This is a genomic window from Butyricicoccus pullicaecorum DSM 23266 (assembly GCF_900167005.1).
Lineage (GTDB): Bacteria > Bacillota > Clostridia > Oscillospirales > Butyricicoccaceae > Butyricicoccus > Butyricicoccus pullicaecorum.
Genome location: NZ_FUXW01000019.1, coordinates 12,098 through 29,618, shown reverse-complemented (window position 1 = coordinate 29,618; position 17,521 = coordinate 12,098). Strand labels below are relative to the sequence as shown.

Annotated in this window: 13 protein-coding genes and 1 pseudogene; 10 read left to right on the top strand and 4 right to left on the bottom strand. The window is 51.4% G+C overall.

The annotated features are described in order from the left end of the window. Window positions 1-3: 3 nt before the first annotated feature. Both B5D52_RS14680 and B5D52_RS14675 read right to left on the bottom strand, forming a co-directional pair. Entirely contained in the window at window positions 4-753 is a 750-nt protein-coding gene (locus B5D52_RS14680; RefSeq protein ID WP_016147041.1) for an ABC transporter permease, read from the bottom strand. Beyond that, window positions 750-1,661: an ABC transporter ATP-binding protein gene (locus B5D52_RS14675; RefSeq protein WP_016147040.1), complete on the bottom strand. Its 912-nt coding sequence runs from the start codon at window positions 1,659-1,661 to the stop codon at window positions 750-752. Before B5D52_RS14675 ends, B5D52_RS14680 begins: the two co-directional genes overlap by 4 nt. Window positions 1,662-1,815: 154 nt before the next feature. Between B5D52_RS14675 and B5D52_RS14670 the strand changes: the two genes are divergently transcribed. From B5D52_RS14670 to B5D52_RS14660, 3 genes are all read left to right on the top strand, one after another. Further along, entirely contained in the window at window positions 1,816-2,502 is a 687-nt protein-coding gene (locus tag B5D52_RS14670; protein ID WP_016147039.1) for a response regulator transcription factor, read from the top strand. Beyond that, window positions 2,499-3,704, top strand: a complete 1,206-nt coding sequence (locus B5D52_RS14665; RefSeq protein WP_016147038.1) for a sensor histidine kinase — start codon at window positions 2,499-2,501, stop codon at window positions 3,702-3,704. Before B5D52_RS14670 ends, B5D52_RS14665 begins: the two co-directional genes overlap by 4 nt. A gap of 340 nt (window positions 3,705-4,044) precedes the next feature. Then, a complete protein-coding gene (locus B5D52_RS14660; protein WP_016147037.1) occupies window positions 4,045-4,668 on the top strand; it encodes a CatB-related O-acetyltransferase in 624 nt (207 codons plus the stop codon). Between the two features lie 97 nt (window positions 4,669-4,765). Here the strand turns inward: B5D52_RS14660 and B5D52_RS14655 are convergent, their stop codons facing one another. Both B5D52_RS14655 and B5D52_RS14650 read right to left on the bottom strand, forming a co-directional pair. After that, window positions 4,766-5,149, bottom strand: a complete 384-nt coding sequence (locus B5D52_RS14655; protein ID WP_016147036.1) for a rhodanese-like domain-containing protein — start codon at window positions 5,147-5,149, stop codon at window positions 4,766-4,768. Continuing rightward, window positions 5,146-5,679, bottom strand: a complete 534-nt coding sequence (locus B5D52_RS14650; RefSeq protein ID WP_016147035.1) for a GDSL-type esterase/lipase family protein — start codon at window positions 5,677-5,679, stop codon at window positions 5,146-5,148. The genes B5D52_RS14655 and B5D52_RS14650 overlap by 4 nt, the downstream gene beginning before the upstream one ends. Window positions 5,680-6,155: 476 nt before the next feature. On the opposite strand from B5D52_RS14650, the gene B5D52_RS14645 reads away from it, so the two are divergent. The 7 genes and pseudogenes from B5D52_RS14645 (at window position 6,156) to B5D52_RS14625 (ending at window position 17,487) form a co-directional block, all read left to right on the top strand. Next, window positions 6,156-7,052, top strand: coding sequence for a PAS domain-containing protein (locus B5D52_RS14645; protein ID WP_016147034.1), 897 nt, complete (start codon window positions 6,156-6,158; stop codon window positions 7,050-7,052). Window positions 7,053-7,200: 148 nt separating this feature from the next. After that, window positions 7,201-9,477 carry a diguanylate cyclase domain-containing protein gene (locus B5D52_RS14640; RefSeq protein ID WP_016147033.1) on the top strand — a complete coding sequence of 759 codons (2,277 nt, stop codon included), beginning with the start codon at window positions 7,201-7,203 and terminating at the stop codon, window positions 9,475-9,477. A gap of 215 nt (window positions 9,478-9,692) precedes the next feature. Then, complete coding sequence (locus B5D52_RS16635; protein WP_016147032.1) at window positions 9,693-9,917, top strand: zinc-ribbon domain-containing protein; 225 nt, start codon at window positions 9,693-9,695, stop codon at window positions 9,915-9,917. A gap of 15 nt (window positions 9,918-9,932) precedes the next feature. Continuing rightward, window positions 9,933-10,106: pseudogene (locus B5D52_RS16720) on the top strand (zinc-ribbon domain-containing protein); the annotation flags it as partial. Window positions 10,107-10,142: 36 nt separating this feature from the next. Then, window positions 10,143-10,826 carry a zinc-ribbon domain-containing protein gene (locus tag B5D52_RS16625; protein WP_242825639.1) on the top strand — a complete coding sequence of 228 codons (684 nt, stop codon included), beginning with the start codon at window positions 10,143-10,145 and terminating at the stop codon, window positions 10,824-10,826. Window positions 10,827-10,891: 65 nt separating this feature from the next. Continuing rightward, window positions 10,892-15,298, top strand: coding sequence for an S-layer homology domain-containing protein (locus B5D52_RS14630; RefSeq protein WP_078689248.1), 4,407 nt, complete (start codon window positions 10,892-10,894; stop codon window positions 15,296-15,298). 116 nt (window positions 15,299-15,414) lie between these two features. Continuing rightward, entirely contained in the window at window positions 15,415-17,487 is a 2,073-nt protein-coding gene (locus B5D52_RS14625) for a right-handed parallel beta-helix repeat-containing protein (RefSeq protein WP_016147029.1), read from the top strand. The last annotated feature ends 34 nt before the right edge of the window (window positions 17,488-17,521 follow it).

Below are 17,521 nucleotides of genomic sequence, written 5' to 3'. Positions count from 1 at the left end.
GTCTCACACCTCCTTTTTGACAAACAGCGCCCGGCCTGCAATCAGGAATACCGCCATCCAAAGAAGCAGCAGAGCAACATCGGTCGCCGGAAGCGCATGCCAATAGAACCGGGTCACGCGCGTGGCTTTGTTCCAGTCCATAAAGACCAGCGACAGTAAACCGTAGTATCCCCAAGGCACGCACCGAACCAGAGCTGGTGGAAACAACATGGACAGGATGCCCAGAAAGCTGCCTGCAATGCCGCACACCAGCGCGGCGGCCTGATTGGCAAAGCGCAGAGATAACCCTTGCTGGAGCGCATAGACCATCATGGACACCGCCCAGGAGAGCAGGGTAAACAGTCCAAACCGACCCCAGGGAATCGCACCTTGAAAGCCCTGCGCGATGCCTACGCTCAGAAACAGCACCGAGCGGATGATGAGCAGGACGGCCAGTACCAGCGCACCCCAGACGAGCTTTGCGGTGTAGAGCTGACCGGGCGTGGCCATGGTTTCGAGCAGCTTCCATGTGCTGCCCTTGTGCTCGAGTTCACAGTTTCGGCTGGCCAGCGTGGCTACACTGAGCGGCAGGATGATGGCGTCTACCGTGGACAGATTGTAGAGCAGAAGCATCCAGCCCCACTTGAGATCCTCGGCGTCCTGCCGGGAGAAATACGCCGTCATCCAAATGAACTGCACGGCCAGTATGGCGGCACAGATCAGCACGATGTTCCGGCGACGGCACTTGTAAAATTCCAGTTTCAGCAGCGTCATAAGCTCGCCGCCTTTCCGGTCAGGTCGAGGAAGATGTCCTCAAGGCTCTTTTGCCGTTCTTCCAGCCGGACGATTCCCAGACGGTTGCCAGCCAGAAAACCGGTCAGCTGGGCGGCGACTTCGTCGGACAGAATGGGCAGGATGAGATAACCGTTTTCTTCCTCGCAGGGCACCGACTGTTCGGCCAGCAGACGGCGCGCGATGGCGTTGTTGGTGGTACGGAGCGCCAGATGGTGACGGCTTCTGCCGTGCAGCGCTTCCAGAGAGTCCTGAAATACCAGTTCACCCTCGCGAATGATTGCAACATGGTTGGCCATCTGGTCGATTTCGCTCAAAAGGTGACTGGACACCACTACGGTCATGCCGAACCGGCCGGGCAGGTCACAGATAAGCTCGCGCATCTCCTGAATGCCCGCCGGGTCCAGTCCGTTTGTGGGTTCGTCCAGAATGAGCAGCTTGGGATAGCCCAGCAACGCAGCCGCTAATCCCAAACGCTGTTTCATACCCAGCGAGTAATGAGCGACTTTCTTTTCCCGCTGACCGTCCAGCCGGACGATTTGCAGGACTTCCCGGATGTTTTTCTCGGGAATGCCGCGAAGCGTCTGGACAATGCGCAGATTTTCCTCGCCGGTCAGATGGCCGTAGTAGCTGGGACTCTCGATGAGACTGCCCACCTGACGCAGAACTGACAGACGGTTGCTGTTGTCCATATCTTTTCCCAGCACACGGATGCTGCCCGCTGTCGGACGCACCAGACCTAAGATCATTTTGAGCGTCGTAGACTTTCCGGCACCGTTGGGACCGAGGAAACCGTAGATACTGCCCTCGGGGACATTCAGATTCAGATGGGATACCCGCAGGGCGTTTCCGTATTGTTTGCACAGATCGTGCGTTTGGATAATGTTCATGACAAGACCTCCTTGCGCGTTTTATCATAGCGCACCTGCCTTACACATCCATGAAGCCTACCTTACGATTACCTGAAATTTCAGACGGGGCGGCTGGACGATGGGCAGGCTTTTTTCTATAATAGAGACAGAACAAAGCAAAGGAGGCCGAAAAATGGCCTATCAGATATTGATTGTGGACGACGAGCTCGCACTTCAGCGCATGGTGCAGGAGATTTTGACCCGAGCGGGTTATGCAGTTACCGCAGCCCTGTCCTGCACACAGGCGATGGAGCGGTTTTGTACGACCAAACCGGATGCAGTGCTGCTGGATGTGATGCTGCCGGATGGGGACGGGTTCTCGCTGCTGGGCAAGCTGCGGGAAATCCGGGATGTACCAGTGCTGTTCCTTTCGGCACGGGACGAGGACGAAGCACGGCTGCGGGGGCTTGGCCTCGGAGCGGATGACTACATCACCAAACCGTTTTTACCGCAGGAACTTCTGCTGCGCCTGCGCGCCGTGCTGCGGCGGGTCTATCGGGAGAAACCCGATGCGCCAAAATTGGGAGACACCGAGATCGACTGGGGCAAGGGGACCGTGCGACGGGACGGTGAGGAGATCGCACTCACGGCAAAGGAATTTGCCCTGCTGAAAAAGCTGTGGGAGGCACGGGGAAACATTGTGACCATAGATGCCTTGTGCGCAGCGCTGTGGGACGGGCCGCTGGTCGGATATGAGAATACACTCATGGTGCACATTCGCCGCTTGCGGGAAAAGGTGGAGACCGACCCATCCCACCCAAAGTTCCTGCTGACCGTGCGCGGCCTTGGCTACCGGCTCAAACGGGAGGAATTGCCATGAAGCTGCGCGGACTGCTCAAAGGCGTCATGCTGGTGACCGTGTCATCGCTTTTGATCGCCGTCGTGACCCTGTTCGGAATATTTGCCTTTGTCTACTACAATACGGTATATGGGCAGGATTGGAGCATTCCTGTGTCAAAACTGTCCGAAACCCTGACTTGGGACGGAACAGACTATGCCTTTACCGGTGAAGAGCTGCTGAAAGCCAACCAATGGGCCATGCTGTTGGACGAGACGGGACAGGTGGTATGGGAGTTTCGCAAGCCGGAGGATGTACCCGAACAGTATACCATCATCGATGTGGCAGTCTTTACGCGGTGGTATTTAAACGACTACCCGGTGCTGTGTCGGGTTCGAGACGACGGCTTGTTGGTGGCCGGTGCACCCAAGGGCAGCGTGTGGAAACACGACATGGCGATGAGCACTCAGACATTGCTCCAGACCCCGGCGTGGTTGATCGGATTTTTCCTGTTGGCGCTGGGCAGCGTGCTGGCACTTGCGTGGCTGGCGGTACGCCGCTGGTTTCGGCAAGATCAGCAGGTTCGAGATGCAGCCCGCTCAAACTGGATTAACGGTGTCTCGCATGATATCCGCACACCGCTCTCGGTGGTTATGGGCTATGCCGCACAGTTAGAGGACGCGAACGACTTGACAGCAGAGCACAAGCGGCAGGCAACGGCCATTCGGGCGCAAAGTCAGGTCATTCGAGACTTGGTGAACGACCTGAATCTGACCATGCGGCTGGACTGTGAAATGCAGGCGCTGCGCAAAGAGCGGTTGCAGCCTGCAGTCTTCCTGCGGCAGGTCGCCGCAGATTTTCTCAACGGCGGCATGGCAGAAGGATTTGACTTTGAGATGGAATTGCCGGAAAATGGGCTGCCAGACATCGAGGCCGACCCGTTTTTGCTGCGCCGTGCCGTGAACAACCTGCTTGTGAACTGCGTGCGGCATAACGCCCCCGGTTGTTCCATTCACTTGGGCGCCAGAGCAGAGGGGGGACAGCTCGTTCTCTGGGTCGAAGGCGGAACTGCGGATGGAACAGCACGAGCAAACGCACCTCAAACCTTGGAATCGGACGGCGGAGCTGCCCATGGTACGGGACTGCGTCTAGTGTCCCAGATTGCCGCGGCACACGGCGGCAAGGCCGAGTTCCACAGCGGCACGCCTTACCGATGTGAACTGTATTTGCCGGTGAAAAGATAGCCGTGCATCGAGCATAGGGCACCATTGACACAGGGGAGCAGATTGGTTATAGTAATGGTGACAGCAAAGCGAGGTGAGCACCGTGCAATTCGGGAAAATTTGCATTGCTTTGGGCTCCACACAAGTTGATACCATGAAACATTGTGCGGAGCCGTTTGGAAAATTTGATCTGTAACACCAGAAGCGCAGGGCAGAATCAGGCTGCCTTGGTTTTCTATACCCATTTTACAGGTTGATGACATGAAATTTGTATGTAAGGCCGCAGACAATGTTTGTTTGCGGCCTTTTGTTATGTCATCATGTGATTTTTCCAAACCATCCAGTCAAGGAGGACTGAAACATGAACAAAGCAAAAATTTATCCCCGCACGGGAGATGACCAGACCGTTTATCTGAATCAAGTTGTAACCAATCCGAATATTATCGTTGGCGACTATACCATGTACAATGATTTTGTAAATGACCCGACGGAATTTGAAAAGAATAATGTTTTATATCATTATCCCATCAATGGCGATCGTTTGATCATCGGCAAATTCTGTTCCATTGCCTGCGGCGCTAAATTTCTTTTTAATAGTGCCAATCACAGCCTGACCTCACTTTCTACCTACCCGTTCCCGATTTTCTTTGAAGAATGGGGACTCGAGCGGGCGCAGGTAGCCAGAGCTTGGGATCATAAGGGAGATATTGTGATTGGAAACGACGTGTGGATTGGATATGAGGCGGTTATCTTGGCCGGTGTGACCATTGGAGACGGGGCCATCATTGGAACCCGAGCGGTTGTGACAAAGGATGTTCCGCCCTATACCATCGTTGGCGGTGTCCCGGCAAAGCCGATTCGCAAGCGATTCCCTGACGATACCATTGCGGATTTGCTTGCATTGCGGTGGTGGGATTGGACGGAGGAACGCATTGCCGCGCATTTAGATGCGATTCAGTCCGGACAAATCGATCAAATCAAGTAAAGACGCCTTGCCTAATCTCAAAACTTTCTAGGACATAAAAAAGGCTCCCTCTGAAATTTTAGGTTTCAGAGGGAGTTTTCCGTAATCAGGCAATATTTTAAGATTCCGTCTCATAAGGCCAGGAATTGATACCGCCAAATTCATAGATGTTGGTATAACCAAGTTCGGCCAACGCAGAGGACGCAGTTTTGCTGCGGTTTCCGCTGCGGCAGTACACCAAAACCGTAGAGTCCTTTTCGGGAATCACAGCGGCAGCAGTGTCCTCGTCAATGGTTCCCACGGGAAGCAGGACAGCACCGGGAATGTGACCGCTGTCATATTCGTTCTGTTCCCGTACGTCGAGGACAATGACCTCTTGCGTGTCCATCATTTCCTTGGCTTTCTCTTGGGTGATCTGTTGGTAGGAATTGTCTGCTGCGCTGCCGCCGCAGCCGGTAAACAGCAACAGGAGAAAGAAAAACAGGGGTAGAATTCGCTTCATTTGAGTACCCCCAGAAGGTTGGATGCAAAGATTTTGTGTCCCTGTTCGGTGAAATGCACGCCGTCATAGGCAAGGGGAATGTTCCACTTTCCGGCATCGGCAAAACTCATGCCAAACTGCTGTGCGAGATCGTGACAGTATTGGGCAAATACCTTGGAATTATCAATGAGCTGCTGCGAGCTGACCCATTCTCCCAGAGCCAGAGACGGTGGTGCAATCAGTAAGACCTGCTTGGGGTCAAGCGTCAGACCGGAGAGAAACCGCATCAGCTTTTCCGAAGCTTCTTTCGGACTGCGCCCCTGAAGTAAATCATTCGTACCCAACATGAGGATGAGCAGATCGGTGTCTGCGGGAAAGTCGGGCGTCTCATGCGGAATTTCCCGACCGTTCTCGCCCATGTTGTAGACCGTCCATCCGGTTTCAGCAGCCAGAATATCCACCCAACGGCTGTCAGGCGTATAACGGCCACCGAACCAGGAACGGGGATCGTAGCCAAAGGTATTGGAATCGCCAAAGCAGATGACTTTCATGCTGCGGCTCCTTTCATGTTCTATAAATCTCGTTAGTGAGACAAGTTTGTGTGTTTATCATACAGCTTGTTCTGGGACTCTGTCAATGTGGAGAAGACCGAGAAAGGGTATTTTCATGTGACAGATAAGAATAGCATTAAATACTAAACCTATATAAATGATAAAAACTGGATAAAAAAGAAAATATTTTATTTAGGAACGCTTGCGGAACGCTTTAACGGTTCGAACGGAACACGTAACCGCCTATAATGAGAGCAATCTTCTGCCACTTGAGGAAACCGAGTTGCGCATACATTAAAATGCAGGTTAAAAAAGCAACGGAACATGCATATACGCAGAGACTGGCAAGGGTGAGCGGTCAACAGATAAATTTTCTTTTTGTCACACGATGCACTATAATTGGGATAGAAAGAGAATGGACGCGACCTATGAAAATAGACCGAATCTGTTGAAGATATTGTGAGGAGGCGTTTTTCATGACGCATCAAGAGAAGATATATCCGGTTCAGACTTGCGCTCGGGTTGAGTTTTGTAACAATCAGGGATTCGAGCTTGCGTTTATGGATGAATTTCTGGCCAAAGAACTGGGCTATGACAGCTTTGCTGATTTCCAGTACTGTGCAGGAAGCTTTCTGTTATTCTCCATACATCCGGATGACATCGCGGCATTTCAGGCATTTGTAAAAATACCTGCATGTCCAGAAGACTGGACGGGACGGCTGCGGTGCAAAGACGGTACATTTGCGTATTATCGAATGACAAACCAGCAGCTGCGGGAAGACGGTGGACGGAGGCTGGTTGTATGCGAATGCGTGCAAATGAAAGATACAGCACCGGCTGCGCAGTCCGCACAGTGCGCGAACGCAACAGATGAGAATATTTTCCTAAAACTTGCCGAGGATATTCCCTTAGGCATATTACGATGCCGATATGAGCGCAGTACACGTGCGCTGCATACATTGTTTTGCAACCCGCCTCTGTGTGCAATCACGGGGTATCCGATTGCGCAATGGCAGCGCGCAGACATGGATTGGATGAAGTCGATCGTATACAGCCAGGACCGTGCCTGCATTGCACAGGCGATGGGCAGTCTGCTTGGCGATGCGGACACGACACACTGTGAATTTCGGATTGTGCGCGGAGAAGAACATGCATGGATGCAGATGACTGTGCGGGTGACCGAACGCTGTGCAGATGGCCTAACCGCAGAGGCAGCGTTCTTGGATATCTCGCAGATCAAGCGCGCCGAGCAGGCGCTGTACCTGCAAAATTATTGTTTGGAGCGGCTGAACGAATCTCTCTTTTTTGGAATGATCGTCAAGGAAGTAGGGCTTGACCAGCGACCGCTGTATGCTTCGGAGAATATCAAATAACTGCTGCGGCGCTTGTTCCCGGAGGAAGATCAGCCATTTTCCTACGAGGATATCATTCATCCGGTAGACTGCGCGTATTATTCAGGACATTGCTCAATGGTGCAGGGAGGAACTGCCTGATAAATACGAGATCGAGTTCCGGCTGCACATGGGCGATGGAACCTATTTGTGGGTCAAAGGTATTGGCAAACGACTGAGTGATTTTTCCAAGAGTGCCTATCTGCTGGTCTTTGTGGATATCAGCAACCTCAAGGAAGCCGAGACCAAGCTGCGCATTCGGGAAGAAGAGTATCGCATTGCAGTGACGCACAGCAAAGATATCCTGATGCGATTAAACATCCAGGACGGCACGATTTACATTCCCGATGAGATCGCAAAGCGACACAATATTCCTGGTAAGATGGAAAATATGCCGTATTATCTGGTAGATAACGGCTGCATCCAGCCGGAGAGCGTCGCGGATTATCTGGAGTTCTACGAAAAGATTATGCGCGGTGAGAACTGCTCGGTGGAAGTCAAGTCCAAAGGATTTGGCCGATACTGGTGGTTTTTGGGTATTGCAACGGTCATTTTCAACGAGAAGAACGAGCCGGTGTCTGCGGTGATTTCGTTTTCCGATATTACGAAGCAAAAACAGCAGGATATCGAGTTTAAGGCGCTTCAGGAATCTGAGCAGCTGCTGGGAATCATCGTAGAAACCTCCACCAAACTCATTTTAAAGTATGATTTTGATACCGATGTGCTGATTCCGATTAGTCCGGTGTCTAAACAGGCATTTTCCCGTATTACGCATGCGCATCGTTCGCGCCAGCTGATTACCGAGCAGTACATTGCAGAAGAGAGCATCGCACAAGCGAGAGCGTTCTTCCAGCGCTTGCGCTATGGCACGCCGCGCGACACGAAACATTTCAAAGTACGTCTGCCGGATGGCGGATGGGCTTGGTATCACTGCACCTATGCGACCGTTTTCGCAGAAGACCACACCCCGCTTTACGCGATCATTTTCTGTGAGGATGTGACCAACAAGCGGCAGAGCGAACTTGCTTCTATGCGCTTCCAGAATTATACTCGTCAGGGCACCAAGGAAATTCTGTTTAATCTGGAATATAACCTGACCTTGGATACCTTTGAAGGGTATGAGGGACAGATTCCCGAACGGTATTTCAAAGACTTCACGACTTCTTATACCAAAGCGACAGAGAGAATGTGTCAGGACATCTTGCCGAAATACCGCGAGATGTTCATGGAATGTTTTTCGCGTGAGAATCTTCTGGAAGGGTTTGAGAAAAATCAGAGTTATGGAACGAAAGAATTTCAGATTGCCTACCATGATGGGGAGACAATCTGGATTCGAGCGTTTTATCAGATTTTGAAAGACCCCTATACATCATCGACCAATGTCTGGATTTCCTGTCTGGATATCAATGAAGAGAAGCGTTCTGAGATTCGGCTGCTGGAAATGGCACGACTGGATCTGGTAACGGGAGCGTATAATCGCACAGCGTTTATAGATTACGTGACCGAGCGGTGCAGTTCGCCGGAAGGCGGGCTCAATCGTGCGATGATTCTGCTGGATGTTGATGGTTTTGGAAAGGTCAACCATACATTGGGTCATGTGTATGGAGATACTGCGTTAAAAGACATTGCGCAGACATTGAAAGTTGTGGTCGATAAGGAAGATATGGTCGCGCGCATCGGTGAAGACGAATTTGCGATTTATGTCAACGACGTATCGGATATTACGATGGCCAAAGAGCATTTTCGGATTATGATTGCAGCGGTGTACAGAGAATTGCAGCAGGGCGTTAAGGTGTCGATCAGTGCGGGCGTTGCATTGTTCCCGCGAGATGGCAAGGACTTTCAAACGCTGTATGAAAAAGCCGATCGTGCACTGTATCAGGCCAAGGTAACCGGCAGAAACAAGTATGTAATTTACGATGAGTCCATGCAGGAGATCGCCGAGCGCTCGGTGATTACACCGATTGAGCAGCCGATCTTTGTCAATGACGGCGTATACATTCGTACATTTGGCTATTTTGAAGTTTTCGTCAACGGAGAAGCGCTGTTAATCCATAATGCCAAAGCAAAAGAACTGCTTGCACTGCTCGTTGATCGACGGGGTGCTTATGTGTCTCAGGGCGACATCATATCCTGCTTGTGGGAAGATGAATCGGTCAATAAAGTGACGCTGGCTCGTGTGAGAAAGATCGTTATGATTCTCAGAAATACCCTGAAAGAGTATCATCTGGAAGACCTGATTGAGCCCAAAAAGGGCATGCGGCGTTTGAATACGACAAAAGTGCGGTGTGATCTCTACAATTACCTGTCCAGAAAACCGGAATATGCACATCTTTTCAAAGGGGCGTACATGGTCAATTATAGTTGGGGAGAGTTGACAATCGACGAGCTGGAACGCGGCAACTGACCAGCAGAGAGAGGTCAATCATCAAAGAAACACCGAAGTTCATAAGGAGATTGAGAAAAGACGGCACAAATCATCTGATACTGTAAACAGAACAGGCATATCGTTGGTTTTCTGGGAAAGGAGGCTGATCTATCGGTCAGCCTCTTTTTTTATAAGAAAAAATACCCAAGAGCGGGAAATTTACCGATTTCAGGACATGGAAGGAGGGGAGAACTTTGCGGGAAACACTGTATGATTTCTGTATCCGAACCGGACAGCAGACTTTGCTGCAAGAATGGGACGCTGAGCGGAATGCACCGCTGACACCCAAAGATTTAAGTTATGGCAGTAAGAAAAAGGTCTGGTGGAGGTGTGCGCACGGTCATGTCTGGCAGGCGATGGTGACAATTCGTACCGCCAATCACAGCGGCTGTCCCTATTGCAGCCACCAGCGCCCGTAGCCGGGAGAAAATGATCTGAAAACACTGTATCCGCATATTGCAGCCGAATGGCATAGCGAGCGAAACGGAGATTTACGTCCTGAGCATGTATTGCCGGGCAGCCGGAAAAAGGTGTGGTGGATTTGCAAGCATGGTCATGTCTGGCGGACAATGGTGAAGTCACGGGTGCAGGGATGCGGCTGTCCGGTTTGTTCCAATCGCAAGATCATACCATCAGAAAACAGTTTGGCGGTCACCCATCCCGCATTGGCTGCCCAGTGGCATCCGTCCAAGAATGGGACGCTGACACCCTTTGATGTGGTTGCAGGGTCGCGAAGAAAGGTGTGGTGGCAGTGCGCCCATGGCCATGCTTGGCAGGCAATTGTCGTTTCACGTGCACATAGCGGTGCCGGATGTCCGGTCTGTGCCGGGAAAAAAGTTGTGCCGGGAGAAAATGACCTGGCAAGCCAGTTTCCCAAAATCGCTGCACAGTGGGACATGGAAAAGAACGCACCGCTGACACCAGAAATGGTGACGCGATACAGCAACCGCTGTGTCTGGTGGCGATGTGAAAAGGGGCATTCCTGGAAGACACCCGTGCGTACTCGAACCCATGCCGCCTGTGGCTGTCCCTATTGTGCGGGCCGCAAAGTGCTCAAAGGGTTTAACGACTTGTTTACCTGTATGCCAGAGATTGCAGCCCAGTGGCATCCAACCTTGAATGGAACGCTCACGCCGTATGATGTGACCCATGGCAGCAAGAAAAAGGTCTGGTGGATTTGTGAGCAAGGACATGTCTGGTGCGCAAGTATTGCTTCACGAACGGGAGGGAAGCGATGCGGCTGTCCGGTTTGTGCCGGGAAGGTCAAGGCACAAAAACAAGCCTATTATGCAGAAATGATTGCAGAACATAAGAAAAATGACAGATAAATGAAAAGTTGGCCTTAAAGGAGGAATATTTTTTGCATCTAAAACGATTACTTGCAAGTATAACGATGTTTATTATGCTGGTAACCGGTATGCCGATACAGGCATGCGCAGCTTATGACGCTGGAACGAGTGAAGTCCAGCTTGGAGAAACAAAGGACATCATTGCGCAGAGCGGAAACTGGGTTGTATACCATGAATGGGCGTCAGAAAATCCCGATATCGCCGAGGCTGTGATGAATTGGGGCGGAAAGTCTGCTTCGGTAACCGGACATAAGCTTGGTGAGACAACGGTCACGCATCGTTATCGTACGACTATTTTTAGTAGCTGGAGCGAAGAAAAATGGCGTGTTACCGTGACAGAGCCCCGTGCTAAGTTTTTTATTTTAAAAGCGGCAGGAATTCAACCGGGAAGCAGCGGCGATCAAGGACAGTTTAACTACTATCCGAACGCCAGCGATACGATAGCGGTTGGAAATGATACATATACGGAGCAGACTGGCTTGCCGGGATTTTTGACGGTGGAAGGCTATCGAAGAGTGCCGAATGTGGGAGATGAATATTTCGCATTGGGCGAAGAGAATACCACCATGCAGGAGACCATGATCCGTGAACCGGCTCGTCAGATTATGGACGCCCTGTACCAAAAGGCAGGACTGCAACCGGAACAGACGATTGTGTGGTATGCGATTAAGAAACTGGATGATGGCTATCATGTGGATGGATATGTCAGCAACATACCAGTTGACGTGATATATCATCGAAATGCACCGGTTTTCCAGCCGGATGATGCCGAGGATACATATATTGATGAAGTTTTGACTTCTCCAACGTATCACATTCGTTCGCTGGAAGATTGTGCATTTACAGCGCCAAAGGGTTACCGGTTTACGGGATGGAAGCTCGAGACAGGAACGACATATCAGCAAGGGGAAATCTTCTCGCTCAGTCATGGAGTCACTTTTACAGCACAGTGGGAAGAAGCACCTGATTTGCCGGTAAATGAAGGCGGTGCAAGTGACTATGTGGTTGCAGAGACACCTGAACCCATAGAACCGGATGCCGCAACGCAGGGCACAGCAACGGTCAAAGTTTACAGAGACGGAACCTATCTTGCCGATCAGAGTTTTTCCATTCAGTTTGCAGGCCAGAGCGCCAATATTCGTTTTTCGGCGCGTGATACTGTTTCTGGTGAACAGATCGGAACGGACTATGTGCTCAGCAGCGCGGCAGTCATGCGAGCGGAGGGAACACAGCCGGACACAGAGATTGAACAGCTTGACTATATGGGTTCGGGCGCGGTCACGAGGCTGCATGACGGCGATACCCTGTATTTGCTGTATTCGAGTACGTTTACGGTGAACGGTACGGTAGAAATCGATGGGAATACCGTTGATTTTGAGCGTATCCGTAAGGAAAATTCCGATCAGAACCGTAAATTCATTGATTGGCTGGACCGACGCTATGTGATGAATTATGGATTGGGCACGGGAACGGCTGCTATTGTATACGGCGGTGACCCGGCTGATTCCAGATTGATTGCGAAAGACACGCAGCCGCCGTTTGATACCGATGTAGACTTGGGAAGCGGACAGCTGCTGACCGAAGTCACAATCGGGTCAAAGACATACACCTTGGAAGAAAAGAAATTACAGATACGCAGTGGAGATAGCTATGAGACCGTCCTGTCCGGCGCAGAGGAAGAACATATCGACTTAGATCAGTCGGACTATCTGAAAAAGCGTTCAGGTGATTTGCGCGTGATCGAAACGGCGATGGCGCACGATTTTGTGTTTGATCTGAAGATTCAAGCTCGACCAAAGGCGGAAACCTTTACACTGTATGCCGGGTTTGCAGATGATGGTGCAGGTTTATCCGCGCAGCAGCTGGATGAATATGCGAAAGATGGTGTTCACATCCAGCCAGGGTGGGAACAGCTGGACTTGGTCAAGGGACAGCCACATTCGGTGGAATGGATTGCACCAGACGGCTATGTGATTACCGGATATCAGGAAAACGCGACGGCACAGGTAACCAGCCTGCTCCATGACAATCAGGGCGTTGCCCGATTCCGGTATGACACCACGGGAACGGATGAGACCACCGTCCATATTACTGCATATTTGGCTGCCGATCACAATGGAGACCTTGTCCCTGATGTAGCGCAGGTGCGCTTTACTTACCAGTCAGCCGATCTGAGCAAAGGCAGTTTGATTGGCAATATGGATGAATACGTAAACAAGCAGGACGGCACAGCACATCCGCATGCGATTCCGCAGCCTGTGGCACAGCCCGGATATGTGTTCGCCTATTGGCAGACGGATGATTTAACAGACCCGGATATTGCAATGGGAACGTTCCGAGCAACGGCATACACCAAGGATACCGTGTTTACTGCGCATTTTGTTCCAGATCACAACCATGATGGCATCGCGGATGGACGCCAGGTCTTTGTGCGTTATGTGAGTGCTGACACAGAGTGTGGCACGGTGCAAGGAACAGATCAGGTCATCAATCTGGGCGAAGCAGCACCGTGGATACAGGTACAAACTGTGCCGGCAGAGGCGCAGGCGAAGGATAGCTATGTATTCGATCACTGGACGGTCGATTATGGGGATCGGACGCTGTCGGATGGACAAGTATTGGGCGTTCAGACCTTCGATCGGGTTGCAGGTGGAACGGTTATTACCTTTACAGCACATTTCAGACCCGAGCAAGTCTATCAGCTGACGTTTCAGACCGCATACGGTACGATTGCCGGCGGTAGCCAGTTTGTCATGGACGTGCAGGAGCGAGCATTAGAGCCGGGGCATGCATATGTGCCCAGACTTCCGGTAAATGTCGTAATTGACGCACCTGAAAATATGGTCTTTCTGCACTGGTCGCAGGAAGATCCGCAGGATAAAGTCTATCGCGAGAGTGAGGAAGCAATTCCAGAAGCCTGCAATGTCGTCTTTTTTGACAGTCGGATGACGCAAACGCTCTATGCGGTATGGGCTGCTGACAGCAACCGGAACGGAATTCCCGATACAAAGGAAGCGCGATACAGAGTAACGTATGCTTGGAGCGGACAGCCTGCACAGGCACAGCTTCCGCAGGATTCCAAAACTTACCTCGCGGGTGCTATGGTGACTTTGGATACCAGATACCGTGCACGGACAGTCATTCGTGCCGAGAAAGATAGCGTGCCGGGAATCTATACATTTTCGGGCTGGGATGGAATTGGCGAGCGGGAAGAACAAATCAAAATGCCCGCTCATGATTTGGTTTTGCAGGGAAGCTGGCAGTTTGAAGCAGACCGCAACGCAGATGGCATTGCCGACACCCGTCAGATTGTGATTCGTTATCTTTGCCGTGAGGATGCGTACGGCAAAGTTGAACAGTCGGAACAAATTCTGACTTATACCCCGGAAGAGATTGCAGCTGCTGGACGAGGCGAACTGCCCGAGAGACAGCTGGCAGCGCGAGCGATTGCTGGTGAGAACGGACGTTTTCAGGGCTGGAGCAGCGATGGTCTGGGCAAGCAGCTCTGGCCTAATGGCGAAGTGCTGGACATCCCGGTGAAACTGGGAGTCGATCAGCTGGGACAGACCGTTACTGTCACCGCACATTTCACAGCACGCACTGGCGGCGGTGCACGCCATCCGGAAGCGAACGATGCAGGTAAAGACGGCAACGATGGAAAAGAAGACAAAACCGAGATCGACAAGGAAGTCGCTGACATTCCGGATGATGTGGCGGCACATGGTGTGGCAGCTCGAACTCTGTGGCTGAACACGAAAGATCATTATGCTTATCTGATCGGCTATGCGGAGGATGGCACGGTTCGGCCCAATGCATCCATCACCCGGGCCGAGGTCGCGACGATTTTCTTCCGCCTGTTAACCGATGAAGCCCGGGATCAGTTCTGGATGACATCGAACAGCTTCTCGGACGTTTCGCCCAAAGACTGGTATAACAATGCAATCTCGACGATGGTGAATTTGGGTGTAATCTGTGGCTATGAAGATGGAAGATTCCGCCCCAATGCCAAGATCACCCGCGCGGAGTTTGCAGCCATCGCGACACGGTTTATGAACGGAGAAGATACTGCGGCACAAGACCTGTTTGCAGATATCATGCATCACTGGGCATGCCGGGACATCAATATCGTGGCTGCTGCCGGCTGGGTGCATGGCTATGAGAACAATGTCTTTGCACCTGATCTCGCCATGACACGTGCAGAGGTTGCGACGGTGATCAACAACATGCTGGGACGCAAACCGCACGCGGATTACATGCTGGATGGGATGACCAAATGGCCGGATAATCCCCGAAACGCATGGTATTATGAGGCCATTCAGGAGGCCACAAATTCACACGATTATACCATGACCGATGACCATGAGGTATGGACAGCGCTGCGGGACAATATAGACTGGGCTGCTGCGGAAAGAGACTGGACAAACAGACACCGCGCAGGCAGTGGGGGATGAAGCAAATTCCAGAACGGATGAAATCTGATTTTCCGAAGGAGGGATTGCTGCGACTCATCCTGCTGCGGCAGTGAAGTTCTGGTTGCTGAAATTGAATTGATAGGAGGATATAATGTATGAAGAAAAGATTTTTATGGTTGCTCTTGGCATTCAGCCTGCTCACATCACAAGTTTGCTCAACCGTTGCGTATGCAAATCTTGTGGTCGATGTGGAGACGGTTGACGTGCCTGATGTGGGCGGAGAGACTGCACCACCAAGCGTGCCGATGACCGGTGTTGAACTGGAGACCGAAGGGAAGCACACGGAGACAAGCACAACACCCCAACCGGAAGACAGCGTGCAGCCAACAGCAGATCCTCAGCCTGAGGACGCTGCTGAGCCGGTTGAGAATGCATCTTCCAGCGAAATTTCGGTCGATAGCTATGATGCATTGATCAAAGCAATCGACCAGATTAACGCGGAAACAGATGATGCGGGAAAGAAGTATGTCATTTCGATCACCGATGACTTTGTATGCCGGTCCAAGCAGGTTGATATCAGAAAAGATATTACGATTTTGGGCAATGGACATACCCTCACCTTTGAAGATCGGGGAGACGGTTCGCTGCTGCAGTTCCAGATGCGTACCGGCGGCACGCTGTCGCTCGGTATGCCGGACGACGGTGCACGCAATGAGCTGACCTTTGACGGTGAAGGTCATTACAGAGCATCTGCGTTTTTAACCGTTGGAAGCCTGTCATATAAGGAAAAAGGTGAGCTGAATATTTATGACGGTGTGACAATTACCGGCCTTCAGGGCGTTCCGGGTCAGCCTGGCTCGACCATCCTTGTCGAAAACGGCGTCTTCAACATGTATGGCGGAAAAATTAGCGGAAACACGAAAGATTCGGCGATTCCAATTGCTGGAACCATTGCGCACTATAACCCTGGTGTTGCGAACATTACAGCAGAAATCAACCTGTATGGTGGAGAGATTATCGGAAACACACAGAAGTACTCGACAAGTGCATATTATGCAGGCGCTGTTATGATGATTGTAGCGGGAAATCCGGCGGGCAGTTCGGCTGCTTTTCGCATGACCGGCGGTACAATCGCGGATAATGACAGCAGCACGCGGGGTAAGGCTGGTGGTGTGAATCTATACGGCTCAGCGGTTCACGGCACAATCTCCGGCGGACAGATTGATCGTAATACAGCCTATGAGGGTGGCGGCATCTGCGTTGGAAATGGAGCAACGCTTGATATCACGGGAGGCAGCTGCACAGGCAATAAAGCGTTAGATGGTGCGGGCATTTATGTCGGCAGAGATGCAAAAGCTAATCTGAAAAACTACCGTATCGCCGATAATGTGGCAGAAAATGATGGTATTCCGGGGAATGGCGGTGGTATTTCTGTTTATTCTCACACGGATATCACTCTGGAGGCGTGTGAAATTTCGGGAAATACAGCGATCGATATGAGCTCTTTCCCCCATGGGAGAGGACACGGCGGTGGAATTTATACATCGAGCGATACGAATGTTATTATTAAAAAGTGTACGATCTCTCGAAATACAGCCAACGTAGGCGGCGGCGTTTTATTCGGTGGAAGTGCAAGCATTCAGAACAGCGAAATTTCGGGCAATAACGCAGGAATGGGAGGCGGCGTTCATGTGTCTCAAATGTGGAAGAGATATGACGTTGCACTTCGAATGAACGACACAAAGATTTCAGAAAATACGGCGGTCATGGGTGGCGGCCTGTACACTGACCAAGGCGTTGTGATAAATGGCGGTGAAATATCGAACAACAAGAGTATTCGTGATGACACTGTGCCGGACCTTCAGCCTTGCGGCGGTGGTATTGCGATTCATTTGAGCAACTCGAATTCGGTAATCGGTTCTTCGGACGCGGAAGCCGAGCCGGTACGTATTTTTGGCAACCAGTGCGAAGGCGATGGCGGCGGCCTGTATGTGTTTCAAATAAGAGGAGACAAGGAAAATATCCTCGTGCAGAACACAGAAATCACGCAGAATCAGGCGAACAGCGCAGCAGGCGTATGTATTGCAGGTGCTGAAGTGACGCTGAAAAACGCTTCGGTTACGCAGAATCACAGCACCAAGACCCCGGCAGGTGGTATTGCAGTGCGAGGCGCACATGATTACTTTTTCGGACCTGTTTCGCCGGGTGCGCTCAAGCTTGCGGATTAGGTGACGGTTTGGGATAACAGCGCGGTTGGTGCAG